Origin of the sequence: Conexibacter woesei DSM 14684, assembly GCF_000025265.1 — a bacterium.
GTDB classification, from domain to species: domain Bacteria; phylum Actinomycetota; class Thermoleophilia; order Solirubrobacterales; family Solirubrobacteraceae; genus Conexibacter; species Conexibacter woesei.
Genome location: NC_013739.1, coordinates 4,620,183 through 4,646,405 on the forward strand (window position 1 = coordinate 4,620,183; position 26,223 = coordinate 4,646,405).

Consider the following 26,223-nt stretch of genomic DNA (forward strand, 5'->3'; position numbering starts at 1 on the left):
CCGGGCAGACGCTCGGGGCGCTCGTCCCCAGCTGTGCCCGGCTACGTCGTGGACAGCGCGACGAAGCGCTCCTCGGTCAGCTCGCGCAGCGTCGCCGCCGGCCCTTCGCGCGTGTTGCCGGAGTCCTTGCCGCCTCCGTAGGGCTGGTGCTCGAAGCGCGTCGTCGGAACGTCGTTGACGAGCACGCCGCCGAACTCGAGCTGCCGCGCAGCGCGCAGCGCGCGGCCGAGGTCGCGCGTGTAGACGCCGGCCTGGAGGCCGTAGTCGGCGTCGTTGGCCTGCGCGATCGCGTCCGCGAAGCTCGCGACCGAGCGCACGCACAGCACCGGGCCGAAGACCTCGGCCCGCCACACGTCCGCGTCGGCCGGCGGGTCGACGAGCACGGTCGGCTGCAGTGTCCCGTCGGGATTGACCGCGCCACCGCACGCGCGGGTCGCGCCGGCGGCGACGGCGGCGTCGATCCAACGCTTCACGCGGTCGCGCTGGCCGGCGTCGATCAGCGGGCCGACCTCGGTCTCGTCCGCCAGCGGGTCGCCGACGACGAGCGCGCGCGTGCGCGCCAGCAGCCGCTCGACGAACGCGCCGGCGACACGCTCGTGCACGAGGACGCGCTGCAGCGAGACGCAGCTCTGGCCCGCCTGCCCGAACGACGCGAGCACGGCGCGGTCGGCGGCGTCCTCCCAGTCGCCCGTCTCGTCCACGATCAGGGGCGCGGTCGAGCCGAGCTCCAAGCAGACGCGCTTGCGCGGCGCGCTCGCGCGGATCGACCAGCCGACCGCGGTCGAGCCGGTGAACGTGACCGCCGCCACGTCGTCGTCCGCGACCAGCCGGGCGCCGACGTCCGCGCCGCCCGCGACGACGTGCAGCCAGCCCGGCGGCAGGCCCGCGTCGCGCAGGATCGCAGCGAGCGCGAAGCCCGACAGCGGCGCCTGGGGCGCCGGCTTGAGCACGACGGGGTTGCCGGCCGCGAGCGCTGGACCGAGCTTGTGCGCGACGAGGTTGAGCGGGAAGTTGAACGGCGTGATCGCAGCGACGACGCCGAGCGGCACGCGCATCACCATGCCGATCCGGCCCTCGCCGGCGGCGAGCGCGTCGAGCGGGACCAGCTCCCCGCCGAGCGTGCGCGCAGCGGCGACCGAGAAGCGCAGCGTCGCCTCCGCGCGCTCGACCTCGGCGCGCGCCTGCGCGAGCGGCTTGCCCATCTCGCGGGCGATCAGCCGCGCCAGCTCCTGCGACCGTGCGCCGACCAGCTCGGCCGCACGCTCCAGCACCGCGATCCGCTGCCACAGCGGCAGCTCGCCGGCCGTGAACGCGGCACCTGCCGCCCGCACCGCGCGCTCGACGTCACCGGCCGACGCGCGCGCGACGCGCCCGACGAGCGCGCCGTCGTACGGGCTGCGGACCTCGTCCCACGCGCCGGTCGCGACCTCCTCGCCGTCGATCAGCAGGGGCTGGTCCGGCAGCTGCAGGTCCAGCTCCGCGCCGTTCACGCGGCGGCCAGCGCGTCGACCCGCGCGACGAGCCGGTCGAGCAGCAGCGGATCGCTCAGCAGCTCCTGCGGCAGCCGTCTGCCGCTCGCCGCGCGCAGCGCGTCGAGGTCCGCCGGCGCCGGCAGGATCTCCACGAGCCCCGGCACGAGGTCGTTGACGCCGACGAGGCGGCGGTGGACGCCGCCGGCGGTGCGGGCGTTCGGCAGCCTGACGGCGCGGCGGCCGGCGTGGTCGGCGAGGAAGCTGCGGTGCGTCAGCGTCGTCGTCGTGTAGGAGACGATCGCGTCGTAGTGCGACGCGAGCCGCTCCAGGGCCGCCGCGATCTCGGTCGCGAGGCGGTTGTGCGCCTCGACGTACGCGGCCCGCTCGGCGTCGCCCCAGCGGTGCGTGCCGTCGGCACGGGCGACCGAGGTCGAGTCCTCGCGCCACGGCGCGCCGAGGCCGCGGTGCTCGAACAGCCCGGGGTCGTCGTAGCGCGCGCACGGCGAGAGGACGCCGTGCCAGTGGTAGATCGCCTCGTACGGGACGAGCCCGAACGGCTCGGAGATGACGGCCCGGTCGATCCGCAGCCCGTCGCGCAGCAGCGGCGCGTTCGAGCGCAGCTCCGGCGCGACGTCGGTGTCGAGCTGCTTGGGCCAGTCGCCGCGCCCGGTCGGCGCGAAGCCGGCCGCCAGCAGCGCGCCGTTGATCGCGAGGTGCTCGGGCGCGAGCGCGTACGGCTTGCGCGGCTGGCAGGGCAGCAGCAGCAGGATCGCCCGGTCGCCCTCCGTCGACGGCTCGTGCTCCTCGCGCACCCAGCCTTGGAAGTCCCGCACGAGCGGCAGGTCGAGCCCCTCGACGTTCTCCTGCGGGCAGAAGAACGTCATCGCCTCGTCGAGCGTGTAGGGCGCGACCGGCTTGCCGCGCCCCGCCTCAACGAGCGCGGCCCGCAGCGCCGCGCGTCTCGCCGCGGTCATGCCTCCGTCCCCTTGCGGCCGGCGGCCTCGTAGTCGTAGAGGCCCTCGCGCGGCTCGGCGAGTGCGCCGTACAGCTCCGGCCGGCGGGCACGCAGCAGCCCGGGCAGCGCGGTGAACGGCTTCGGCTTCTCCATCGAGTCGTCGCGCTCACGCAGCCAGCGTGCGCGCGCGAGGTCGAGGTCGGCGGTGACGATCGCGTCGCGCGGCCCGTCGGCGAGCAGCGCCTCGGGCCCGGCGATCAGCGCCGCGCCCGGCTCGTCGCCGAACAGGTTCTGCGTCAGGCCGACGAAGCACTGGTTCTCCAACGCGCGCACGCGCGCGACCAGCTGCCAATTCTCGGCGACGGCGCCGAAGCCGCCGCCGGCCGGCGCGAGCAGGATCTCGGCGCCGCCGAGCGCGAGCACCCGCGCGATCTCGGTGATCCACAGCTCCGAGCAGATCAGCACCCCGACGCGGACGCCGCCGATGTCGACGAGGCCGAAGCCGTCGCCCGGCATCAGGGCCGTTCCAGACAGCACCGGGTGGACGTCGCCGGTCGCCGGATGACCGCGCACATAGCGCAGCTCGCGCGTGCCGTCGGCGCCCGTGACGTACGCGACCTTGCGGTGGAGGCCGTCCTCGAACCGCTCGATGCGGCTCCAGCAGACAGCGCAGCCGCCGGCCAGCGCAGCGTCGGCGATCGCCGGCTCGGCGTCGAAGCTCGACTCGACGCGCAGCGGGCCGGGATAGCCCTCGGGGAACAGCACCAGCTCGGCGCCGTCGGCGGCGGCGGTGCGGATGTGGGCGACGGCGTCCTCGACGTTGCGCGCGGCCTCGACTGCAGGGTGCGCGTGCGGTTGGACGACGGCGAGACGAATGGAGTCGGTCATGTGCGTGTGCTGTGTCGGGGGAGGGCTGCGCGCAGGACGCGCATCTGGTCCATCGCGGTCCGGAGCCGCGGCGGTGGGTCACGGTGGCGCGCGACGCGCGCGGCGGCCAGCTCGGTCAGCTCACCGAGCACGGCGTCCTCGTCGATCGTCAGGCAGCGTCCGTCGCGCACGACCTGGCGGCCGGCGACGAAGACGTGGCGGACCGAGCGGCCGTCCTCGGAGAGCGCGAGCGTCCCCTCGAGGTCGAGCGCGCCGGCGAGCCCGGCGCCGCGGCGGTCCAGCAGCGCGAGGTCGGCGGGCGCGCCGGGCGCGAGCGTGCCGAGGCCGTCGTCGCGGTGGCCGAGCGCGGCGGCGCCGCCGGTCGTGCCCATGCTCAGCGCCTGCGCGCCGTCGATCCAGCGGTCGGCGTCGCCATCGTTGTGGATCAGCGCGGCGAGCTTGACCTCGTCCCACATCACCTGGTTGTCCGACGAGGCCGAGCCGTCGGCGCCGAGCGCGACCGTCGCGCCGGCCGCCAGCAGCTCCGGCACCGGCGCGCGGCCGCTGCCCAGGCGCGTGTTGGCGGCAGGGTTGTGCACGACGACGGCGCCGCGCGCGGCGATCGTCGCGATGTCGTCCTCGTCGATCCAGACGCTGTGCGGGAGCGACACGTTCGGGCCCAGGACGCCCAGCTCGTCGAGCCCCTGCAGGCCCGAGCGCCCGAAGCGCCGCCGGCAGATCGCGTCCTGCACGGTCGTCTCCAGCAGGTGGATGTGGAAGCCGGTCCCGTGGCGACGGGCGAGGCCGGCCGCACCGGCCAGCAGTTCGTCGCTGGACCACTGCACGCCGCCCGGTCCCGCGAACAGCTGCAGCCGCCCGTCCTCCCGGCCGTGCCAGCGTCTGATCGCGTCGTCGAGGCAGCCGAGCAGCTCGGCGGCGGGCAGCACCGGCACGGCGGCCGCCGAGACGTCCACTCCGACCGCCGCCCCGAGGGCGGCGGTCGTGTCGTGGTCGGACATCAGCGGCGCGACTGCGGCGCGGATGCCGGCGTCGCGGTATGCCTCCATCGTCGCGTCGATCGCGGCGGCGCGCGGCGGCGTCATCCACAGGTGGTCGAGCACCGCGGTCGTGCCGGTGCGCAGCATCTCGGCCGCGCCCGCGAGCGCGCAGACGCGGTGCGCGTGCTCGTCGTAGAGGCCGCCGACGTCGAACATCAGCAGCAGCCACGGCTCCAGCGCGAGCCGCTGTCCGGCGCCGCGCAGGCAGTTCTCCGGCGAGTGCGTATGGGCGTTGACGAGCCCGGGGATCGCGAGCAGCCCGCGGCCGTCGAGCACCGTCGCGCCCGGCGGCGGCTGCACCGCGCCGACCGCGGCGACGCGCCCATCCGCGACCAGCAGCCCTGCTCCGGGCCGCAGGTCGCCGGGACGCACGAGCACGTCGCAGTCGCTGATCACGACCGGGTCGGTCATCGCGGCACCTCCTCGTCGGTGTTCGCGACGCCGCTCGGTGTGCGCTCGCCGCACGGCTTCTGCGGCAGCGCGAGGAAGTACTGGATGACGTCGTCGGTCGACTTCACGTCGCCGTACTTCATCTGGATGTCGAGCAGGTTGACCTTGTGCGAGATCATCGAGCGGTCCCAGACGCACTCCTCCGGGACGATCGAGCGGTAGTTGTACTGCGTCGCGTCGACCGCGCTGGCGCGCACGCAGCCGCTCGTCGTCGTGCCCGTCGTGACGACGGTGTCAGCCCCGAGGTAGATCAGGTAGTCGAGCAGGTGCGTCCCGTGGAACGCGCTCGGCTTGTCCTTCACGAACACGATGTCCTGCGGCTCGGGGGCGACCTCGGCGACGATCTCGTTGCCGAGCGAGCCTCTGATGTCAGACGCCTCGCCGGAGCGGTGGCTCTTCCAGTTCCACGCGCCCTGATCGAAGCCGTCGGGACGGCGGTCCATGCCGGTGTAGACGATCGGGATCTCGCGCTCGCGCGCCGCGCCGATCAGGCGCCGGAGGTGTCTGACGCCCTCCCAGCCGCGCTCGCCGCACGAGTAGCGCCACTTCTCGATCGACTTCAGGATCGGCTCCGGCCTGTCGCCGACGAAGTTGTAGATCACATCGACGACGAGCAGGACGGGACGCGAGCCGAAGCCCACGTCCTTGCCCCAGCCCGCGGCCTCGAACACGGCGCGGTCCTCCGCGCCGAGCACGTCGTCCCACGGGTTGCCCATCAGTTCGCCTCCACCGGCAGCTCGAGCGGGACGCGCGCCTGGCCGGCGGTGCGGCGCAGGTAGCGGCCGTCGGATCCGCCGAGGAACTCCGGCTTCGGCGCGCCGTCCTCCCACCGCGACATCTGCTTCCCGCCGAGGAACGTGGCGACGTTCCAGCCGTGGATCGTTCTGCCGTCGAGCACCGACCAGCCGGTCCGCGTCAGCAGCTGCGAGTTGTCGACCTTGACGGTTCTGTCGAGGTCGACGAGCACGAGGTCGGCGTCGGCGCCGACCTCGATCGCACCCTTCTGCGGAAACAGGCCGAAGATCTTCGCCGGATTCTCGCAGGCGACCTCGACCAGCCGCTCGAGCGTGATCTTCTGCTGGTGGACGCCCTCGAGCAGCACGGGCAGCAGCATCTCGACGCGCGAGGTGAAGCCCGTCTTCAGCTCCCAGATGTTCTCGTTGAAGCAGTCGTCGTAGCCGGCGTCGCCCCACGGGGTGACGTGGTCGGAGCCGACCGCGTTGACGACGTCCGCAGCGAGCGCGTTCCAGATGTTCGGGTTGTTCTCGCGCGAGCGCAGCGGCACGTTGATCCGCCAGGCGTTGTGCTCCTCCTTGCCGAACTGCAGCCAGTGCGGCCCCGTCTGCGCGTGGACCGTGACGCCGCGGCCGCGCAGGTCGAGGATCTCGGCGTACGTCTCCGGCGTCGTCGCGTGCTGGACGTAGATCGGGCAGCCGAGGTACTCGGCGAAGTGGCCGTACTGACGCAGGTGCTGCGCCTCCAGGAAATGCGGCGAGCGATCCGACCAGGTCGCCCAGTCCGTCCGGCCCTGCGAGCGCAGGCGCTCGTCGAAGACGCGCGCGATCTCCCAGTTCTCGCAGTGCATCGCGACGATCCCCGGATCGCCCAGCGCGGCGACGTTCTCCATCACCTGGTAGACGACGCCGTCGTCGAAGCCGGCGCCGAGCCCGGCGCGGCGACCGGGCCAGTGCGGCTCCGCCTCCGGGCTCATCGCCTGCAGGTACAGCTTGATCGACGTGACGCCCCACTCCTGCGCGTACTCGGGGATCTCGCGCGCCTGCTGGTCGGTCTCCAGCATGTACGTCGCGAAGACGTTCACCGCCGAGACCTCCTCGACGATGTCGATGAAGTGCGGCATCGAGTCGTGGAAGGAGCCGACGTCCTCCTTGTTGACGAACTCCACCCAGTCGGGGTGCCCCATGCGCGTCGAGGGCGCATGGATGCCCCAGGTGGTGACACCGGCGGTGACGGCCGCGCGGCTCTCGGACTCGAGGTCCTGCCGCAGCGGGACGTAGCAGCCGGGGTGCGCCTCGGTGTCGACGAGGCCGGGGATGACGTGCAGGCCGGTCGCGTCGTGCGTCGTGCGAGCCGGCGGCAGCAGGCTGTCGTCGGCGATCGCGACGATTCTGCCGCCGTCGATCGCGATGCCCGCACGGCGCGGGCCGCTCGGGCTGACGACGGTGCCGCCCGTGATCACGAGGTCCACTGCGCGTGGATCGGTCATGTGGTCGTGGTCTCCTGGGGCCTGGCTCGGGCCCGGTGGTGATGTGCTCCGCGGGAGGCTGACCAAGGGAACCCGCAGTTCAGGATATGAAACTCAGTTCTATATCCTGGTCTAGATTAATTTGTGGCCGTCGCCTTGTCAAGCATCCGGTCGATCTCTCTCAGCAATTGCGCCTTACGCTCCGCAGTGGCGAAGCTGACGGCGATCGAGCGGCGCGCGAGCGTCACCAGATCGTCGACGTCGAGGTCGAACTGCCGTTGCACGGCGACCCAGTTGTCGGCGATGTAGCCGCCGAAGTAGGCCGGTCCGTCTGAGTTGATCGTCACCTCCAGCCCATCTCGCAGCAACTGCGCGACGGGATGGTCGGCGAGCGTCTCGTACATCCCGATGCGCACGTTGGACAGCGGGCAGACCGTCAGCGCCGTGCCGCGCTCGCGCAGCGCCGCGATGCTGGCGGCGTCGTCGCCGCAGCGCACGCCGTGGTCGATCCGCTCGACGCCCAGCACGCTCAGCGCGAGCCCGACGTTCTCGCCCGGCCCGGCCTCGCCGGCGTGGATCACGCCCAGCAGCCCGAGCGCCCGCGCCTGCGCGTAGAGCGGCGCGAACAGCGGCGGCGGGAAGCCCTCCTCGATCGAGTCGAGCCCGATCCCGACGATCCGCTCGAACGCCGGCAGCTCGGCCAGCTCCGCGAGCGTCTCCTGCGCCGACTCGACGCCCAGCTCACGGATGAAGCACGCGATCAGCGCCCCGCTGATCCCGTGCTCGCGCGCCCCGCTGTCGAGCCCCGCCGCGAGCCCGTCGACGACGGTCGCCAGCGGGACGCCGCGGCGCGTGTGCGCCTGCGGGTCGAAGAACATCTCGACGTGGCGGACGCCCTGCTCGGCGGCGTGCGACATGTAGGACTCGACCAGCTGCCGGAAGTCGGTTTCGGTTCGCAGCACCTCGATGTGGCGGTAGTAGAGGTCGAGGAACGCGCCGAGGTCGGACCACTCGTAGGCGCGTCGCACCTCGTCGATCGACGCGTACGGCAGGTCGTGCCCGTTGCGCTCCGCGATCTGCAGCAGCAGCTCGGGCTCCAGGCACGCCTCGGCGTGCACGTGCAGCTCGGCCTTCGGCAGGCGGTACGCCAGCTCATCTCTCATTGCGGTCACCCGTTCGACTCGATTCGGTGGACTGTCGCCGACCTGCCGCGGCGGTTCGCCGCCGCACCGAGGCCGATCAACCGCGCGCCGAGGTGGTACACGCGCGCCGCGTCGCGCTCGAGCCACCCGACCTGCTCGAGCGTACGCAGCATGTTGTGCGCGGTGCTCTTCGACAGGCCGATCGCGCGCGCCAGCTCGGCCTGGGTCGCCCCGGCCGGCGCCTCCTCCGCCAGGTGGCCGAGCACCTGGCTGGCGGAGACGACGGCCGGGACCGTGTAGTCGCTGGACATCAGTGGTTCTCGCATCTCTCCCAAGCGGCCCCGCTCATCACTCTGTCGATCGTCTCGGTGTCGATCTCGATCACCGGCGTGAAGATCCGTCTGTCGGGCTTCTTGCCCGTCTCGAGGTAGTCGGCCATCACGTCGATCGCGATCCCGCCCTGCTCGTAGGCGCACTGCGAGACCGTCAGTGCCATCGTGCCCGCTCTGACGGCCGCCAGCGCGCCCTCGTTCGCGTCGGTGCCGACGACCACGATCTTGCCGGGCGCGATGTTGCGGGCGGCGATCGCTCTGATGCCGCCGAGCGCCCCGTCGTCGCCGGAGTAGTAGATCGCGCCGACGTCGGAGTGGCGCGTGAGGATGTTCTGCGTCGCGGTCAGGCCCTCGTCGGGCGTGATCGCCTTCGTGTAGACGTCATCGACGATCTCGATCCCGCGCTCCTCGAAGACCTCGCGCGCGGCCTCTCCCTGCTCCTCGACGAAGCTCATCCCGCGCGTGCCGTTGACCATCGCGACCGTGCCGCCGTCACCGAGTCTGTCGGCGATGTACGTCGCCTTCAGCCTGCCGATCTCGGCGAAGTCGGAGCCGACGAACGAGAGCTGCCCGACGTCTTCGCTCAGCCCGTCGGCCAGCAGGATGACGGGCACGCCGTCCTCGACCGCGCCCTTGATCGTCGGCACCAGCGCGCTGCCGTCGATCGGCGAGACGATCAGGCCGTCCGGCTGCTGGGCGACGGCGTTGTCGATGCTGTCGATCTGCTTGCCGGGGTCGATCTCGCTCGTCGAGATGTCGAAGTCGAGTCTGCGGACCGTGGCCTGTGCCTTCGCGCCCTCGCCGATCCGGTTGAAGAACGGGATCTGAGCGCCGAACGTGCTGTAGACGACCTTCTTTCCGGCGGCGGAGCCGCCGCCGCCGGCGGTGTCTCCGTCTGACCCAGAGTCGCTGCTGCCGCACGCTCCGAATGCAAGCGCGAGCCCGGCGACGAGGCCGAGCGCGGCCGGCCAGCGCCGCGTGGCGATGGTGAGGTTCTGCATGGTGTTCCTTTCGTCCGTCAGTCGCGGGAGGGCGATGAAACGGGAGCTGCGACCAGCGCGCTGGTGACTGTCCGGGCACGGCGGCGTCGCAGCTGGATGCGTACGAAGTCGACCGAGGCCGACGCGATCAGCACCGCGCCGACGATCACCTGCTGGATGTCGGCGTCGACGCCCTTGATGTCGAGGCCGTTCTGCAGGACGACGATCAGCAGCACGCCGAAGAGCGTGCGCACGACCGAGCCGCGGCCGCCGTAGAGGCTGGTGCCGCCGACGACGATCGCGGCGACGGCGAACAGCTCCAGCAGCTGCGCGCCCGAGGGCTGGCCGGAGCCCACGCGCGAGAGCAGGCCCATGCCGGCGACGCCGGCCGTGATCCCGCTGATCGCGAAGACCGCCAGCCGGACGCGGGCGACGGGCACGCCCGCCAGGCGGGCGGCGTCGCGGTTGCCGCCGGTCGCGTAGATGCGAACGCCGAGCGAGGTCTGGCGCTGGATGAACCAGATCGCGAGGAAGACGGCCGCCGTCAGCCAGACGAGCAGGCTGAGGCCCAGCAGCTGCTCGTCGCCGAAGACGTCGATGCCGCTCGGCAGGCCGGTGACGGTGCCGCCGTCCGTCGCGGCCAGCGCCAGGCCGCGCGCGATCGTCAACGCGCCGAGCGTGACGATGAACGAGGGGATCTGCACGTAGGCGACGAGCACCCCGTTGATCAGACCGACGATCGCCCCGACGCCGACGCAGGCGAGGAAGCCGATCAGAACCGAGTCGGTCGAGCCCGCCAGCTTCGCGCCGATCACGCCGCTGAGCGCGACGGTCGCGCCGACGGAGAGGTCGAACTCGCCGGACAGCACGACGAGCGTCACGCCGAACGCGACCATCGCGAGGATCGCGCCCTGGTCGAGGATGTTCTGCAGGTTGATGCTCGTGAAGAAGACGTCGCTGGTGCTCGACAGGTAGACGACGAGGGCCACCAGCAGCACCGGCACGAACAGTGTTTCTCCCAGTCCTTCCTGGGGCCGGCGCCGCCGGCCCCCAGACGCGGGGGTGGGCTCCGCCGCAGCGATCATGGATTTGCCTTTCGGTCAGTGTCGGACGTGGCGGCCGCGCTCAACTCGGCCAGCTGGTGCTCGTCGACGTCGGACGCGGCGACGTCGGCGACGAGCGCCCCGTGACGGAAGACGACGACGCGGTCGGCGACCTCGATCGCCTCCTCGGGCTCCGAGCACGCCACCAGCACAGCGCCGCCGGCGCTCGCGAACTCGCGCAGCAGCCGGTGGATCTGCGCGCGGCCGCCGACGTCGACGCCGTTGGTCGGCTCCTCGAACGCGAGGATCCGCACGCCGGAGGAGAGCCAGCGGGCGATCAGCACCTTCTGCTGGTTCCCGCCCGAGAGCGTGCCGAGCGTCGCCGCCGTGGACGAGCAGACGATCGCCATCTGCTCGCGGTAGCGATCCGCCTCGGCGCGCATGCGGCGGCGGTTGAGGACGCCGACGCGGGTGTAGCGGTCCAGCGAAGGCAGCGCGATGTTCTCGACGATGCTCTGCTCCGGCAGCACCGCCTCGGCCTTGCGATCCTCGGGCAGGAAGCCGATCCCCGCGCGGCGCGCATCGCGCGGCGAGCGCAGGGGGACCGGCTTCCCGTCCACGTGCGCGTCACCGTCGAGCTCGAGGGCGCCGCCCGCCATCCGCACGACGGACGCCGCGCCGGAGCCGACGAGGCCGTGCACGGAGACGACCTCGCCCGGGTGGACGGCAAGCTCGCCCGGCTCCGCGCCCGGCAGGGCGCGCAGCTCGGCGAGCCGCAGCGACGGCGTCGTCCCGGGCGGGATCGCCGCGCCGCGGACGGCTGCGTCGGGGACGACGTCGGCGATCTGCTCGATCAGCTCGCGCTCGCCGGTCGGCGGACGGTCGAGATGCGCGCGGACCGCGCCGTCGCGCAACACGGTCACCTCGTCGGCCAGCGCGACGACCTCGTCGAGGCGGTGGCTGACGAAGCAGAGCGCGAGCCCGTCCGCGCGCAGGCGCCGCAGCAGGTCGAGCACCGCCGCCGCGGACGTCGGCTCCAGCGACGCGGTCGGCTCGTCGAGGATCAGGAAGCGCGGGCGCTCCGCGAGTGCCCGCGCGATCTCGACGAGCTTGCGCTCCGCCGGCCCGAGCGTCCGCACCGCGGCGCGCGGATCGACGTCGATCCCCAGGCGTGCCAGCTCGGCGCCGACCTCGTCGCACGCGCGGCGGCGGTCGAGCAGGCCGTTGCGACGACGCGGAATGCCGCCGATCACGCCGCGGACGTTGTCGGCGATCGTCAGGTCGCCGAACAGGTGGTAGTGCTGGTGCACCACGCCGACGCCCGCGGCCGCGGCCTGCGCCGGCGAGCCGAAGCGGTGCGGTTCGCCTTCGAGCACGACCTGCCCTGCGCTGGGCCGCTCAGCGCCGGTGAGGATCTTGATCAGCGTGCTCTTGCCGCTGCCGTTGGGCCCGACCAGCGCATGGACCCTGCCGGGCCGCATCCGGAAGTCGACGTCGCGCAACACCGCCGCGCCGCCGTAGGAGTGGGAGACATGCTCCGCACAGAGGCCGATGAGTTCAACATGCTGAACTGTGTTCTCCATGTTGATCGACCATAGTCCGGTCGCTGAGCCGCTGTCAAGCGCACCAGCGCCGCTTCGTCGATCAGGCCGTCCCGGTAGCGCCACCAGACGCGCGGGGTGGGACGGTCCACGACCCCCGGGACGAACGCGACCCGATCGCTAGGGCCGGGCGGCGACCGCTTCGACCTCGAACAGGATGTCGGGCATCGCCAGGCCGGCGACCCCGATGACGGTGTTCGTGGGAGGGGTGTCGCCGCATCCGGCCCCGACGGCCCGGCCGATCGTCCCGAGCTTGTCGAAGTCGGGGTTCACCACGTACGTCCGGAGCTGGACGACGTGGCTGAGATCGAGCCCGTGGGCGGCGAGGGCGACGCCCAGGTTGCGGAACGCCTGCTGCACCTGCTCGGCGAAATCGGGCGAGACGACCGCGCCGTCCGCGTTCGATCCGTACTGACCGGAGACGAGCACCAGCTCCGTGCCGGCCGGGACGGCGGCGGTGTGGCTGTAGCCGAACGGGATCGGATCGTGCAGCCCGTCGGGATTGACGATGGTGTGCGACACGTTGGTCACCTTTCTTGTGTGGTGAGTGCGAAGGCGAGCTGAGCGAGGACGACGTCGCGATAGTCCGTGTCCCGCGGTGCCAGGTGGCCCAGGACGACCGGGTAGAGCAGACCAACGATGTTCGCCACGGCGACCTCGACGATCGCGGCGGTGCCGAAGCGCGGGGTGAACGCGCCGCTCTCGATGCCTCGCCGCACCGCGTCAGCGAACGGTTCCCGGTACTGCTCCGCCAGTGCGGCGGCGTGTTCCCGCAACTCGGCGTCATGAGCGGCGGCGGTCCAGAACTCCATCAGCATCCGCCAGGTGGCGAGGTCCGTCGACAGACCCCGATCGACCATCGCGACCAACTGCTGCCAGGGGTCGTCGAACGCTGCCGCAAGCTCGTCCATCGCCGCCACCGCGACGGACGTGGCGTGCCTGAATCCCTCGATCAGCATGTCCTCGCGTGAGCCGAAGTAGCCCTGCAAGGTGCTGACCGCCACCCCGGACGCCCCAGAGACGTCGATGAAGCGAGTGGCGGCGTAGCCGCGATCGGCGAGCACCGCGACCACGTGGTCGAGCACGAGCGCGCGTCTCGCACCGCCCGCACGGCGAGTGCGCCTGGAACCTTGGTCACTCATGTTCGTACCGTATCACGATACGGTACGAAGAATCGGGTTCAGAAGACGACGGTCGTGCTCCCGTGCACGAGAACTCGGTCCTCGCAGTGCCATTGCACTGCGCGCGAGAACACCACTCGCTCGATGTCCGCTCCCAATCGCGTCAGCTCGGCCGCCGAGTCGCGATGGGTCACTCGGATCACGTCCTGCTCGATGATCGGGCCCTCGTCCAGCTCCTCGGTCACGTAGTGCGCCGTCGCGCCGATCAGCTTCACTCCCCGCGCCTTCGCCCGCTCGTACGGGCCGGCGCCCGCGAACGCGGGCAGGAACGAATGATGGATGTTGATCACCGGAACTCCGAGCCTTTCGAGGAAGGTGCCCGAGAGAATCTGCATGTAGCGGGCGAGCACGACCATGTCCAGGTCGGCCGCCCCCAGCAGCTCGAGCAGTCGCGCCTCGGCCGCAGGCTTGTCGTCACGAGCGACCGGCACGTGGTGATACGGCACTCCGGCGGCTTCTACGGGGGTGCGCAGGTCGGCGTGGTTGGACGCCACGAGAGCGATCTCCCCGCCCAGGTCGCCGCGCTTCCAGCGATAGAGGAGGTCCAACAGGCAGTGGTCGTAGCGGGACACGAGCACGGCGATGCGCTTGGGCCTGTCGGCGTCCCACAGGCGCCAGGCGATGTCGAATCGCTCCGCCACCGCGTGCCCGAATCGCTCGGCGAAGTCGGCGCGCTGATCATGCCGCAGCGTGAACTCCATCCGCAGGAAGAACGCGCCGCCCGTCGGATCCGACGAGTACTGATCGGAGCGGAGGATGTTCGCTCCCGCGTCGAACAGGAAACGCGACACCGCGGCGACGATCCCGGGCTTGTCGGGACATGCGACGAGCAGGCGCATGGTGGCGTGGGTTCCGTCGTCGCCCGGCAGGACGAGCGGCTGGGCAGCGGTGGCCGTCATGGGATCGGTTCTCCAGTGGGGGTGGACTCGACGCCGGTGGACGACGCGGCGGACGTCGTCCTGCGCGTGAGCGCACGCTCCGCGGCGCCGTTCAGCTGGACGGCCTCGAGGCTGACGGCGACGGCGCCGAGCTCGCGCCCGACCGCGAGGAGCGCGTCCCGCGTCGAGGCGGAGTGCTCGCGGGGCACGACGACGACGCGGACGTGACCGTCGGCGACCACCCGCCGCGACCGGGGCAGCCGCGGCAGCGCCGCCGCCAGCACGCGCTCCGCCACGGGGCCGGCGAGCACGACGGCCGCACGGCTCCAGTCCGTCGTGACGGCGACGTCGGGTGCCCACGCGCTCAGCGCGTCGATGCGCGGCGCGAGCGCGGCGCTGTCGCCGTCCAGCGCGACGAGCGCCTGCTGGGCCGAGACCAGCTGCCACCAGCCGCGCATCCCCTGTGCTCCCCGCCCCGCCGCGCCGCGCGCGAGTGACCGCGCCGCGAACACGACGTCGGCGGCCGCGCCGCGCAGCTCGAACACGCCTGCTTGCCGGCAGACGGCCAGGCCGGCTCCGGTCCGGCACGCCGCCACCTGTGCGGCGATGTGCCCGCCGCCGGCGTGGATCGTCGGATCAGGCATCGCACGCACTCTCGGCGCGGGCACCGTCCGCGCTGCCGCGCTGCGCCTCCCAGGCGAGCGTCGCGCGCAGACGGTTGAAGGTGTAGAAGTGCAGCCCCTCGATCGCGAGCTCCGGTTCGCCGACGAGCGGTGCGAACGCCGCGCCCAGCCGTTCGACGGCCCGCTCGGGGCGGCTGAGCAGGCGGCGGATCCCGCGCTGCTTGCGCAGAAAGCCGATCGAGTCGCCGACGCCGACGCGCATCGACACCTCCAGCAGCCGCCGACGGTCCACGGCGCCCGGAAGCCCGACGTACGACGGCAGGTCGACGCCGGCGGCGCGCGTCTGCTCGATCCAGCGCAGGAGCGCCGCCGGGTCGAAGCAGAGCTGCGTGACCATGTAGTCGGCGAACGCCGCCTTGCGGCAGAGCGCGTCGGCGAGCGTCGCTCGATCGACGAGCGGATGCCCCTCGGGGTAGGCGCCGATCCCGATGCGGCGCGGGCGCAGCTCATGCGCATGCATGAGCGGCAGCAGCTCGACGGCGGAGTCGAATGCGCCCGCCGGTGCCGCGGCGTCGCCGCCGATCAGGAAGACGTCGTCGATGCCGGCGGCAGCGAGCCGCTCCATCAGCGTGTCGAGGTGCGAGCGGTCGGCGACCATCCGTGCCGCCACGTGCGGGACGACGCGGTGCCCGAGCGCGCGCGCCCGCTCCGCCACCGTCAGCGTGTGCTCGACGCCGAGACGCGGCGAGCAGGTGATCGTGAGCGTCACGGGCGCGACGGCCGCCGCCTCCGCCTCCCATGCGCCGAACGGCAGGATCTCGTAGCGAGCGCTCATCGCGACGCGCCTGCGCTCGGGACGTGCAGCGCAAGCGCGGCGGCCTCGGGGCGATCCCGGAACGCGTCACGGTGCCGCGCGGTCAGCACGACCGTGTTCGAGCCCTCCCGGTACGCGAACGGCTCGATGCCGACGCGACAGCCGAACCGCTCGCCGACGAGCTGGAACACCCGGCCGTTGAGCCAGTTGACGATCGAGCCCTCCAGCTTGCCTGGTCCGCGATAGGCAGCGTACTGCCCCGTCTCCCGCACGAACAGGTCCTGTACGACCAGCACGCCCTCGTGGTGGAGCAGCTCGAGCGTCTGCACGAAGCTCTCCACCGCGACGGTGGACGCGTGGACCCGCGTCCACTGCGGCAGCTCCTCCAGCAGCTCGTCGAGCTGGACGTCGGCGCTCGGCGCCACGCGCATCGCGGCCGGTATGGGGATCTCCTCGTAGACCTCCTCGAGATGAACGGCGTCCCAGATGTCCGACCAGAAGCGCACGCCGCGTTCGAGGTCGCCGAACGCCTCCGGGCCGTCGCGCAGCACCTCCTGCACCTTGCGCACCAGGTCGCCCTCGGCGACCCCGTAGCGCGCGGCCAGCTCCGCCGTCTCGGTCGGTGTGATGCTCGCCCGCACGAGCGGCTCGTAGGCGGCATCGCCGACGCGCATCAGCTCGTCCGTCGGGAGGTTGTCGTACAGGTTGCAGGTGTGGGCGAACAGCACCTTCCCGCGCAGGTGCGCGAGGCCGTAGACGGGGTTGCGGAAGTCCAGCTCCAGGCACTCCACGCGGGCCGCGTGATCGGCCACGCGCCGCCGCGCCAGCTCCAGCACGTGCGGGGAGTAGTCCGCCATCAGGTAGCGCAGCCGGCTCAGGTAGTCGCGCCCCTGCTCCGCGCACGCGTCCGCGAACGTGTCGAGCCACACCTTCGCCTGCTGACCGTCGCCGACGCCGAACTCGACGACGTGGATCTCGTCCGGCAGCTCGGACCACTCGTCGAGCCGGTTGAGCGTGCGCATGAACTGCGCGATCTGGTCGTGCCAGAACGCCGGGTTCGTGCCGTCGGAGACGCCGCCCGGCAGCGCAGAGGCGTAGTCGCCTTGGAACGTCGCATCCCACGCCGCCAGGTGCCGCCAGTAGCTGCGGTTGAACGACCACATGACGCTGCGGCTCGGGCGCACCCACTCCTCCAGGTGGATGCACTCGTGCGGGTCGGGGACGAGACCGAGCGCCTTCGAGAGGCGGTCGACGATCTCCTGGACGAGGTCGGCATACGGCATCTCGCGCGCTCGTCGCACGTCGATCGCGACCTCTGCGAGCGGCGCGTCGCGCGCCCCTCGTCTGAACGGGCGCACCATCACGGGTGCGCGAAAGTTCCTGCGGTACTGCACCCAGTCGAGCACCGCCGCAAGGCGCGCGTGGTCGACCTCGACCGCCTCGGCGGCCTCGGCGACAGCGGGCAGGATCGCCGACAGGTCCTCCGGCCGCGCACGGCCGATGCAATTGAGCTGAATCACCACTCCGTCACTCCCTCCGACGGTCGTTCGGAACGTCGATGATGCGCTGCGGAGCGCGACTTCTCGACGGCCTTTCGGGAGGTCTTCACCTGTCCAACGGACAGGTGAAGACCTGGACCGCTCAGTAGCGGTAGTGGTCGGGCTTGTAGGGGCCGTCGACCGGCACGCCTATGTACGCGGCCTGGTCGTCGGAGAGGCGCGTGAGCCTGACGCCGAGCGCGTCGAGGTGGAGGCGCGCGACCTTCTCGTCGAGGTGCTTGGGCAGCACGTAGACCTCCCTGTCGTACTGCTCGTTCTTCGTGAACAGCTCGATCTGCGCGATCGTCTGGTTCGCGAACGAGTTGCTCATCACGAACGACGGGTGGCCGGTCGCGTTGCCGAGGTTCAGCAGACGCCCTTCGGACAGCAGGATGATCGTGTGGCCGTCGGGGAAGCGCCACTCGTCGACCTGCGGCTTGACCGTCTCGCGCACGATCCCGGGGAACTTGGTCAGACCGGCGATGTCGATCTCGTTGTCGAAGTGGCCGATGTTGCCGACGATCGCCTGGTGCTTCATCTTCGCCATGTCGGCGACGGTGATGATGTCCTTGTTGCCCGTCGTCGTGATGAACACGTCCGCCGTCTCGACGACGTCGGCGAGCGTCGCGACCTCGTAGCCCTGCATCGCCGCCTGCAGCGCGCAGATCGGGTCGATCTCCGTGACGATCACGCGCGCTCCCTGCGCGCGCAGCGACTCGGCCGAGCCCTTCCCCACGTCGCCGAAGCCGCAGACGACGGCGACCTTGCCGCCGAGCATCACGTCGGTCGCGCGGTTGATGCCGTCCACGAGCGAGTGGCGACAACCGTAGAGGTTGTCGAACTTCGACTTCGTCACCGAGTCGTTGACGTTGATCGCCGGGAACAGCAGCTCGCCGCGCTGCGCCAGCTCGTAGAGCCGGTGCACGCCGGTCGTCGTCTCCTCGCTCACCCCGCGGATGCCGCGGCCGATCGTCGTCCAGCGCTGCGGGTCCTCGGCGAGCGAGCGCTGCAGCAGCGAAAGGAAGACGTGGAACTCCTCCGACTCTGCGGTCGAGGGGTCCGGCACCGCGCCGGCGGCCTCGTACTCGGTCCCCTTGTGCACCAGCATCGTGGCGTCGCCACCGTCGTCCAAGATCATGTTCGGACCGACCTCACCGGGCCAGCGGAGCGCCTGCTCAGTGCACCACCAGTACTCCTCCAGCGTCTCGCCCTTCCAGGCAAAGACGGGAACGCCCTGCGGATCCTCCGGCGTGCCGTTCGGACCGACCGCGACAGCGGCCGCAGCATGGTCCTGCGTCGAGAAGATGTTGCACGAGACCCAGCGGACCTCGGCCCCGAGAGCAGTCAGCGTCTCGATCAGCACCGCCGTCTGGATCGTCATGTGCAGCGACCCCATGATCCGCGCGCCCTTCAGCGGCTGCGCGTCGGCGAACTCCTCGCGGATCGACATCAGGCCCGGCATCTCGTGCTCGGCGAGGCGGATCTCGGTGCGGCCGAAGTCGGCCAGCGACAGGTCCGCGACCTTGAAGTCGCGCGCGGCGGCCGGCGTGACCGCGGTCATGCCGACACCGCCTGCTGGAGGCCGGCCGCTTCGCGCAGCGCATCCGCCTTGTCGGTCCGCTCCCAGCTGAAGTCGGCCTCGTCCCGGCCGAAATGCCCGTACGCGGCGGTCCGGGCGTAGATCGGGCGGTGCAGCTCGAGCGCGTCGCGGAACGCGCCTGGCCGCAGGTCGAAATGCTCGTCGACGAGCTTCGCGATCGTGTCCGGCTCGACCTTCTCGGTCCCGAACGTCTCGACCATCACCGACACCGGGCGCGCGACGCCGATCGCATAGGCGACCTGCACCTCGGCCCGCTCGGCGAGGCCGGCTGCCACGACGTTCTTGGCGACGTAGCGCGCGGCGTACGCGGCCGAGCGGTCGACCTTCGACGGATCCTTGCCCGAGAACGCGCCGCCCCCGTGACGAGCCATGCCGCCGTAGGTGTCGACGATGATCTTGCGGCCCGTCAGGCCGCAGTCGCCGACGGGGCCGCCGATCACGAACTGGCCGGTCGGGTTCACGTAGTAGTTCTCGACCGTGTTGAGCTTCGCCTCGTCGTAGAGGCTCGCGTCGATCGTCGGGACGACGACGTGCTGCCACAGGTCCTCGCGGATGCGCCGCCGCTCGGCGTCCGGGTCGTGCTGCGTGGAGATGAGCACCTTCGTCACCTCGACCGGCTTGCCGTTCACGTACCGCACCGTCACCTGCGTCTTGCCATCGGGCCGCAGGTACGGCAGCGTCCCGCGCTTACGAACCTCCGCCAGACGTGCCGCGAGCGCATGCGCGAGCGCGATCGGCAGCGGCATCAGCTCCGGCGTCTCGTCCGTGGCGTACCCGAACATCATTCCCTGGTCGCCGGCTCCGGCGACGCCGAGCCCGTCGTCGTCCGCCGCGCCGAGGCTGCGGATCTCGTCGGCCTCGTCGACGCCCTGCGCGATGTCGGGCGACTGCTTGTCGAGCGCGACCATGACCGCGACCGCGTCGGCCGAGAAGCCGAGTACCCCGTCGACGTAGCCGATCTCGCGGATGCGCTCGCGCACGATCGTCGGGACGTCGATCGTCGCACTCGTCGTGATCTCGCCCGACACGACCACGAGCCCGGTGTTGACCAGCGTCTCGCACGCAACGCGCGCACTCGGATCCTGCGCGAGGATCGCGTCGAGGATCGAGTCCGAGATCTGGTCCGCCACCTTGTCGGGGTGGCCCTCCGTCACCGACTCGGACGTGAACAGGAACTCTCTCTGGCTCATCAACTGGTCCTTTCGGTGCTTTGTCCGTTGGAGCGTGTCGGCGGCATGCGCCCCCGGCGACCCCCACGCGTCGTGAATCACCTGGCCGATCGAGTGGTCGCCGGCAGCGGCCTCACCGATCGAGGCGTGCGCTCGTTCGCGGGGATCTCCCGATCGACCAGGCAAGCCCTGCCGGGCGGGCGATCCGCCGGGGGCCGGCACGTGGGACGGTGGCTTGCATGCACGACCGTGCCGAGCTCCTCAGCGACGACGGCCGCGCCGCGTGCGCCAGCCTCGTCGAGCGTCCGGAGCTGTCGGCCTTCGCGCTCGACGGTTCGATCCACGACCTCGACGAGGTGCTCGTGGAGCTCGCCGGCACGTCGCTCGTGCCCGGCGGGATCGCTCGCGGCGACGGCGTCTGGTGGGGTCGCACGCCCGACGGCCGGGTGCTCGCGCTCGTCGAGCCGGAGGCTGTCGCCTCCCTTCGCCGCCGCCTTGCGGTCGAGTGCCGACGCACGCCCGCGCTGACGGTCGAGGACCCTCTCGACGTGGTCGTCTTCGGCCTGGCGGGCCCCGGCACGAACGAGGTCCTCGTCGAGTTCGGCGTCCTCGGACCGGCGGCTGACGCCCGCGGCGTCGCTCCCTGCACTCGCCGCACGATCGCGGGCGCCACCGTCGCATGGCTGCTCCCTCGCCGCGGCGACGCGTTCGCCTGCGTCTCGCAGGCGCATGCCGGCGTCGTGCGGGAGGAGCTCGCCGCGCGCGGACGGATGCGCAGCCTCGTGGCCGCCGCGGCCGGGTGAGCCGCCGCGTCGTCGCTCGTCGCATCCTCTACGGTGTCCTCGATGTCGACCGCGGGGCATGGCGAGCTGGCTGAGACGCGGCATGCGCTCGCGACGTTGCGCCAGCTCGAGCGTGAGTTCGTCGAGCTGGATCAGCGGCGACAGATCGGAGCGCTGGAGCGAGTCGGCGAGGCCGTGAGGCGCATCGGCGCCGGGGCTCCCACGTCGATCATGGACGGCGCCGCCGCTGAGCTGGGCAGGGCCTCCGAGCTCGACCGGGTGCTCGTCAGCCATGTGCGAGACGGCGAGCTGCACGCGCACGCGCTGTGGGAGCGCGACGCCGACGACGACGCTGCCCAGACGCTCGCGCGGTTGCGCGCCGCGTCGATCCCGCTGCGGTATCCCCTCGTCGAGGCCGACGTCGCGACCCGTCCCCGTGCCGTGCTCGTCGATGTCGCCGGCGACGGTCCCCGGCCCGCGCCGGCGATCACTGAGCGGTTCGGCTGGTCGGAGTGCGTCGTCGCCGCGATCGTCGTACAGCGCACGACGATCGGCCTGCTGCACGCCGGCACGGGCGCGAGCGGGCGGATGCTGCGCGAGGCGGATCGCGAGCTGGTCGAGCTGTACGTCGACGGCCTCGCCGGCGCGTTCGAGCGCGCCGTGCTGCGCGACACGCTGCAACGCCATCGCGATGAGTTGGACGCGGCGGTGCGGTGGATGAGCGCGCACGTCGGCGACAGGCGCGACGTGCCGCTCATGGCGTCAGCGGCTGCGGCCGCGACGGGAGAGCTGACGGCGCGCGAGCTGCAGGTGCTCGAGCTGCTCGCGACCGGGCGCACGAACGCCGAGATCGCAACGGCGCTGATGATCAGCGAAGGGACGGTCAAGCACCACGTCAAGAACCTGCTGCGCAAGCTCAACGCGAGCAATCGCGCCGATGCCGTCGCCCGCTTCTACGGGCAAGACGCGTGAGTCCCTCGCCGCGACCGTCGCCGCGCCTCGGAGATCGCGACCTCCGACGACGGCTCGCCGTCGCGCTCGCGTCAGCGCACGACGGACCCGACTCGCCGCCGGCCCCGAGCGTCGAAGCGCTGCACGCGGCGATCGAGCGGCTGCGCGCACAGCTCGCTGCGGCGGATCCAGCGAGCGAACAGGACCACGCCGCCGCGTTGGCGCACGCCGACGAGCTGGCGCGCATCGCGGCGCTCGCCGACGCACGGCGCGCATCGCTGCAGCGGATCCGCACGACGATCGCGCGACTGCGCATCATGACGCTGCCCGCGGCGATGCTGACCGCCGCTCCGCGCGAGCTGGGCGCCGCCGCGGAATTCGCGCGCGTCGTGCTCTCAACCGTTCAGGACGGCGAGCTGCGCGCCGAAGCCGTGTGGGTTCGCGACGGGGACGCGGTCGCACAGGAGCTGCTGAGCGCGCTGCGAGCGAATCCGCCCAGACTCGGGCGGTCGGTCGTCGAGACGGAGGTCGTGCGGCGGCGTCGCGCCACTGTCGTGACCGATGCCGCGACAGATGGCAGTGTGCACGGGCCGACATCCGAGACGATGCGCTGGCGGGCCTATTCGGCAGCACCGGTCGTCGTGCGCGACCAGACGATCGCCGTGCTGCAGGCCGACCGCGGACCCCGTCAAGAGCTGGCCGAGCACGACGGCGAGCTGCTGTGGGAGTTCGCGACCGGCCTCGCGCAAGCCTGGGAGATCGCAAGTCTGCGCCGGACCCTGCACCACGAGCGCGAGCAGATGCGCCGCTTTCTCGCGTGGGTCGACGCACGCTCCGGCGCCCTCTCGGACGCCGCGATCGAGTTCGTCCCCCGCGCCCTGGGGGAGCAGGGATCCAGCCTGCGACAGCCGCGCCTGCCGCCGATGCCGTCGGCGGCAGAGGACCCTTTCGGCGGCCTGCTCACCCGGCGCGAGCTGGAGGTGCTGCGGCTCGTGGCGGAGGGCCGCACGAACGACGAGATCGCCACGGCGCTCGTGATCTCCGTCGGCACGGTCAAGTTCCACGTCAGCTCGATCCTGCGGAAGCTGCGGGTCGGCAACCGCGCGCAGGCGGTCGCGCGCTACCTGCGCGTCGTGCGCGCCCGCCGCGCGAGACCCGCCTGACGAATCAGGCGTCGAGCACGACGTCGGACAGGGGCACAGCCTGGCACGTCAGGCAGCTGCCGTCCTCGACCTCCTGTAGCCCTCCGAGCGCATGCTGCACCTCGCCGGCGAGGACGGCGACCACGCAGCTCTCGCACTGGCCGACATGGCAGCCGCTCGGAAGCGCGACGCCTTCCCGCTCCGCGAGCGTCAGCAGGGACGGGCTCGACCCGTCCCACACAAGCGTCCGCCGCGAGCGTGCGAAGCGCACGGCGTGACGCACCTCGCCCGCCTGCGCCCGCGGAGGGGACGGCGTCGCGAACAGCTCGTGGAAGATGCGATGGGCGGGCACGCCGCGCGCGGTGAGCCCCGCCCGCAGCGCCTGGATCAGGGCGAGCGGACCGCAGAGGTAGAACCGCGCGTCGCGGTCGATCAGATCCTGCGCGACGAGATCGGCGCTGAGGCGCCCGGCCACGTCGTATGCGTCGCCCGCCCGCGGGCGCGAGTAGTGGTCGACGATCGTCACCCGCGGCAGCTGCGCGGCAAGTTCGGCGAGCCGCTCGCGGAAGACGTGCTGGGCGGCATCCCGCGAGCCGTAGTGGAGCACCGCCTCCTGGTCGCGCCCGCCGGCGGCCAGCGTCTCCAGATAGCTCATGAAGGGCGTGATGCCGATGCCGGCCGCGAGCATCACCACGGGCTGCGGGAGCTGCGTAGGGAGCGAGAACACACCCGCTGGCGCCTGCACGTGCACGGTCGCGCCGACGCGCAGCGAGCCGGTGACGTACGTCGACATGACGCCGTCTGCGGAGCCCTCGGCGGGCCCCGCCAAGACGCGCTTGACGGTGACGCGGTAGCTGCGGCGAGCGGGACTGCGGGCGGCGTCCGAGAGCGAGTACGAGCGCGCGACGCCGGCAAGCGCGGGCACGCCATCCACGCGCAGCGTCACGTGCTGGCCGGGGCGGTAGTCCGGCAGCGGGCCGCCGTCGCGCGGCGTCAGCTCGACCGACACGGCGTCGGAGGTCTCGGGGACGATCGCGCTGACCGCGAACGGCCGTTCGCCGCCCCACGGCACGCGCCCGTCATCCGGCATCCACGGCGCGACGTCGCAGGCGAACGAGCGCAGCGGAACGGCACCACTGACGGGATCCCGGTGGCCGCCGCCGATCAGCAGGTTGAGGTTGCTGCCGCCGCGGCTGAACGGGTCGTAGCCGGGGAGGCCGAGGTCGGGAGCGGCCTCCCACCAGCCGTACTCCCCGACGACGACGCGCGGGTGCAGCGACTCGTCCAGGCGCGCGCGCATGCGGATCGAGCCGTGAGCCGTCGAGAGCGTGACCCACGTTCCCGCCTCGATCCCCTTCTCGGCCGCGAGCGCGGGGCTGAGGTCGACGGACGGCTCCGGCGCCTTCGCGCGCAGGGACGCGACGCCGCGATGCTCGGTGTGGCAGAAGCGCCCGATCTTCGCCGACGTGAGGACCAGCGGGAAGCGCGGGTCCGCGCCCTCGCCCAGCGGCGAGGCGGTCGGCTCGACGAAGCGCGGAACGCCGTCGTAGCCATGGTCGGCCAGCAGCTCGGACCAGATCTCGACGCGGCGTGACGTGGTCGCGAAGCCTGCCACCCCCTCCCCGCGCGGCTGCGCGTGCTTGCGGTAGGTCGTCTCCAGCGGCAGACGGATGCCCGCGGGCTCCCGCCGCAGGTCGTCCATCGTGACGCCGAGCGGCTCGGTGACGTGGTTCCAGGCGGCTTCCACGTCGCCGTCGAAGAACTGCGCGCCGAGGCCGAGCCGAGGCGCGAGGTCGAAGACGATCTGCGTGTCCGAGCGCGATGCGCCGACCGGCGGGACGATCCGCTGCCGCAGCTGGACGAGCTCCTGCGCCTCGCGGCCGATCTCGAAGCCGACGCGCAGCGCCTCCCGCTCCCACGGGCTGTTGACCGGCAGGACGAGGTCGGCCAGCTCAGCCGTCGGGTTGAGCGCGAGATCGCAGTGGACGTGGAAGTCGAGCTGGCGCAGCGCCTCGCGTCCGCGCCGCCCGTCGGCCTGCGACACGAGGATGTTGCCGCCGAACGCCATGAGCGCACGCACGCGATAGGGCTCGCCGTCGAGGATCGACGTGTAGAGGTCGCGCGAGGTGATCCACCCGCGCGCCGGCGGACCGAGCGGCCGCTCGTCGAGCCCGAGCGCCTTGCGTCGCTGTTCGTCCGGGATCTGCGACGGGTCGGTCGGCATGTTGACCGGATGCGCCGGCCACACGACGTTCCCGCCCGGGGCGTCGAACGAGCCGGTGAGCGCGTACAGCACCGCGAGCGCGCGCTCGGTCTGCGTCGCGTTCGTCTGCTGTCCGACGCCGGTCCACGAGTGGTACGCGACAGCGTCGGCGCGTCCGATCGCGTCGGCGAGCGCGCGGATCTGCTCCTCCGGAACCCACGTCGTGGCGGCCGCACGCGCGGGCGACCATTCGCCGCAGATCTCGGCGAAGCGCTCGAGCGCGGGCCGGCAGCGAACCGGCCCGGAGCTGGTCCGGACGTCGAATGCGCCGCGCAGCGCGAAGGCGCCGGCGCCGACCGCCGCGCGGCTCGTGTCGTACGGGCGCGCCTCGCGCCCGTCGTGCACCATGAGCCAATCCTCGGGGAACGCCGGGTCGAGCTCGTGCGCGCGCAGCAGACGCCCGTCGTCGTCACGCACGAGACAGGGGGCGTTCGTCCACTCGCGCACGAAGCCGTCGTCGTATGCGCACCGCTCCAGCAGCAGGTTCGCGAGCGCCAGCGCGAGCGCGCCGTCGCTCCCGGGGCGTACGCGCAGCCAGTGGTCGGCCTGCAGCCCGCTGCCCGCGCGGCGCGGATCGACGACCGCGATCGTGGCGCCGCGCGCCTTCGCGGCGGCGATCGCGCTCGACTGCGCCAGCCACACCTTCGCCGGGTTGTGGCCCCACAGCAGCACCAGGTCGGCCGCGCGATAGTCGGCCGGCGGGATCCCGCGGCCGAACGTGAAGGCGTGCGCGAAGTCCTTGTGCCAGTGGCACAGCTCGGCGGCGTAGACGGTGTTGGGGCTGCCGAACAGGCGGATGAAGCGCTCGACCCAGTCGATCCCGTCCGACATCGCGGTCCCGGCCGGCGTCGTGACCGCGAACGCGACCGCCTCCGCGCCGTGCTGCTCGCGCACCCCGCCCAGGCGATCGGCGACCTCGTCGAGCGCCGTCTCCCAGTCGACCGGCTCCCAGCCGGGATCGGAGTCCGTCTTCGGGTTCGTCCGCCGCAGCGGGCGCTCGAGCCGCGTGGATCCGTGCACGATCTCCGGCGCGGCGCGGCCCTTCGGACAGAGCGCGCCGCCCGTCGGGTGGTCGGGATCGGGCGCGACCCCGACGAGGCGGTCGCCGTCCGTGGTGTAGACCGCCCCGCAGCGCGATCGGCAGAGCGCGCAGAAGCCGCGCTTCTCGACGGTCGTCAC

General features: G+C 72.2%; 23 protein-coding genes. 3 read left to right on the forward strand and 20 right to left on the reverse strand.

Annotation, left to right across the window (positions count from 1 at the left end):
- Window positions 1-41 precede the first annotated feature (41 nt).
- The 19 genes from CWOE_RS21770 to metK form a co-directional block, all read right to left on the reverse strand.
- A complete protein-coding gene (locus CWOE_RS21770; protein WP_012935804.1) occupies window positions 42-1,490 on the reverse strand; it encodes an aldehyde dehydrogenase family protein in 1,449 nt (482 codons plus the stop codon).
- Entirely contained in the window at window positions 1,487-2,446 is a 960-nt protein-coding gene (locus CWOE_RS21775) for a hypothetical protein (protein ID WP_012935805.1), read from the reverse strand. The genes CWOE_RS21770 and CWOE_RS21775 overlap by 4 nt, the downstream gene beginning before the upstream one ends.
- Window positions 2,443-3,315, reverse strand: coding sequence for a carbon-nitrogen hydrolase family protein (locus CWOE_RS21780; protein ID WP_012935806.1), 873 nt, complete (start codon window positions 3,313-3,315; stop codon window positions 2,443-2,445). Before CWOE_RS21780 ends, CWOE_RS21775 begins: the two co-directional genes overlap by 4 nt.
- Complete coding sequence (locus tag CWOE_RS21785; protein WP_012935807.1) at window positions 3,312-4,763, reverse strand: amidohydrolase family protein; 1,452 nt, start codon at window positions 4,761-4,763, stop codon at window positions 3,312-3,314. The genes CWOE_RS21780 and CWOE_RS21785 overlap by 4 nt, the downstream gene beginning before the upstream one ends.
- Window positions 4,760-5,518 carry an isochorismatase family protein gene (locus CWOE_RS21790; protein ID WP_012935808.1) on the reverse strand — a complete coding sequence of 253 codons (759 nt, stop codon included), beginning with the start codon at window positions 5,516-5,518 and terminating at the stop codon, window positions 4,760-4,762. The genes CWOE_RS21785 and CWOE_RS21790 overlap by 4 nt, the downstream gene beginning before the upstream one ends.
- Window positions 5,518-7,026 carry a dihydroorotase gene (locus CWOE_RS21795; RefSeq protein WP_012935809.1) on the reverse strand — a complete coding sequence of 503 codons (1,509 nt, stop codon included), beginning with the start codon at window positions 7,024-7,026 and terminating at the stop codon, window positions 5,518-5,520. Before CWOE_RS21795 ends, CWOE_RS21790 begins: the two co-directional genes overlap by 1 nt.
- A gap of 116 nt (window positions 7,027-7,142) precedes the next feature.
- Window positions 7,143-8,168, reverse strand: coding sequence for an adenosine deaminase (gene add, locus CWOE_RS21800; RefSeq protein WP_012935810.1), 1,026 nt, complete (start codon window positions 8,166-8,168; stop codon window positions 7,143-7,145).
- Window positions 8,169-8,173: 5 nt separating this feature from the next.
- Window positions 8,174-8,458, reverse strand: a complete 285-nt coding sequence (locus tag CWOE_RS21805) for a helix-turn-helix domain-containing protein (RefSeq protein ID WP_012935811.1) — start codon at window positions 8,456-8,458, stop codon at window positions 8,174-8,176.
- Window positions 8,458-9,480, reverse strand: a complete 1,023-nt coding sequence (locus CWOE_RS21810; protein WP_012935812.1) for a sugar ABC transporter substrate-binding protein — start codon at window positions 9,478-9,480, stop codon at window positions 8,458-8,460. The genes CWOE_RS21805 and CWOE_RS21810 overlap by 1 nt, the downstream gene beginning before the upstream one ends.
- Before the next feature lie 17 nt (window positions 9,481-9,497).
- Window positions 9,498-10,457, reverse strand: coding sequence for an ABC transporter permease (locus CWOE_RS21815; RefSeq protein ID WP_049793364.1), 960 nt, complete (start codon window positions 10,455-10,457; stop codon window positions 9,498-9,500).
- Window positions 10,458-10,540: 83 nt separating this feature from the next.
- On the reverse strand, window positions 10,541-12,085 hold the full coding sequence (locus tag CWOE_RS21820; RefSeq protein WP_012935814.1) for a sugar ABC transporter ATP-binding protein: 1,545 nt from the start codon (window positions 12,083-12,085) through the stop codon (window positions 10,541-10,543).
- A 138-nt stretch (window positions 12,086-12,223) separates the two neighbouring features.
- Window positions 12,224-12,625, reverse strand: coding sequence for a RidA family protein (locus tag CWOE_RS21825; RefSeq protein ID WP_012935815.1), 402 nt, complete (start codon window positions 12,623-12,625; stop codon window positions 12,224-12,226).
- Window positions 12,626-12,630: 5 nt separating this feature from the next.
- On the reverse strand, window positions 12,631-13,188 hold the full coding sequence (locus CWOE_RS21830) for a TetR/AcrR family transcriptional regulator (RefSeq protein ID WP_201447045.1): 558 nt from the start codon (window positions 13,186-13,188) through the stop codon (window positions 12,631-12,633).
- A 95-nt stretch (window positions 13,189-13,283) separates the two neighbouring features.
- Window positions 13,284-14,183, reverse strand: a complete 900-nt coding sequence (gene purU / locus CWOE_RS21835) for a formyltetrahydrofolate deformylase (RefSeq protein ID WP_012935817.1) — start codon at window positions 14,181-14,183, stop codon at window positions 13,284-13,286.
- A complete protein-coding gene (locus tag CWOE_RS21840; RefSeq protein ID WP_012935818.1) occupies window positions 14,180-14,806 on the reverse strand; it encodes an aminomethyltransferase family protein in 627 nt (208 codons plus the stop codon). Before CWOE_RS21840 ends, purU begins: the two co-directional genes overlap by 4 nt.
- Entirely contained in the window at window positions 14,799-15,620 is an 822-nt protein-coding gene (locus CWOE_RS21845; RefSeq protein ID WP_012935819.1) for a methylenetetrahydrofolate reductase, read from the reverse strand. Before CWOE_RS21845 ends, CWOE_RS21840 begins: the two co-directional genes overlap by 8 nt.
- Window positions 15,617-17,122 carry an SAM-dependent methyltransferase gene (locus CWOE_RS21850; protein ID WP_012935820.1) on the reverse strand — a complete coding sequence of 502 codons (1,506 nt, stop codon included), beginning with the start codon at window positions 17,120-17,122 and terminating at the stop codon, window positions 15,617-15,619. The genes CWOE_RS21845 and CWOE_RS21850 overlap by 4 nt, the downstream gene beginning before the upstream one ends.
- A 118-nt stretch (window positions 17,123-17,240) precedes the next feature.
- Window positions 17,241-18,698: an adenosylhomocysteinase gene (gene ahcY / locus CWOE_RS21855; protein WP_012935821.1), complete on the reverse strand. Its 1,458-nt coding sequence runs from the start codon at window positions 18,696-18,698 to the stop codon at window positions 17,241-17,243.
- Window positions 18,695-19,927: a methionine adenosyltransferase gene (metK, locus tag CWOE_RS21860; RefSeq protein ID WP_012935822.1), complete on the reverse strand. Its 1,233-nt coding sequence runs from the start codon at window positions 19,925-19,927 to the stop codon at window positions 18,695-18,697. Before metK ends, ahcY begins: the two co-directional genes overlap by 4 nt.
- Before the next feature lie 218 nt (window positions 19,928-20,145).
- Between metK and CWOE_RS21865 the strand changes: the two genes are divergently transcribed.
- From CWOE_RS21865 to CWOE_RS21875, 3 genes are read left to right on the forward strand one after another with little or no spacing between them, the layout of a single operon-like run.
- Entirely contained in the window at window positions 20,146-20,709 is a 564-nt protein-coding gene (locus CWOE_RS21865) for a hypothetical protein (protein ID WP_012935823.1), read from the forward strand.
- A gap of 42 nt (window positions 20,710-20,751) precedes the next feature.
- Window positions 20,752-21,660 (forward strand): helix-turn-helix transcriptional regulator, encoded by a 909-nt coding sequence (locus CWOE_RS34205; protein WP_012935824.1) that lies wholly within the window; start codon window positions 20,752-20,754, stop codon window positions 21,658-21,660.
- Window positions 21,657-22,802, forward strand: a complete 1,146-nt coding sequence (locus tag CWOE_RS21875; protein WP_012935825.1) for a helix-turn-helix transcriptional regulator — start codon at window positions 21,657-21,659, stop codon at window positions 22,800-22,802. The genes CWOE_RS34205 and CWOE_RS21875 overlap by 4 nt, the downstream gene beginning before the upstream one ends.
- A 4-nt stretch (window positions 22,803-22,806) precedes the next feature.
- On the opposite strand, the gene CWOE_RS21880 is transcribed toward CWOE_RS21875, so the two are convergent.
- Window positions 22,807-26,223 (reverse strand): molybdopterin-dependent oxidoreductase, encoded by a 3,417-nt coding sequence (locus CWOE_RS21880; RefSeq protein ID WP_012935826.1) that lies wholly within the window; start codon window positions 26,221-26,223, stop codon window positions 22,807-22,809.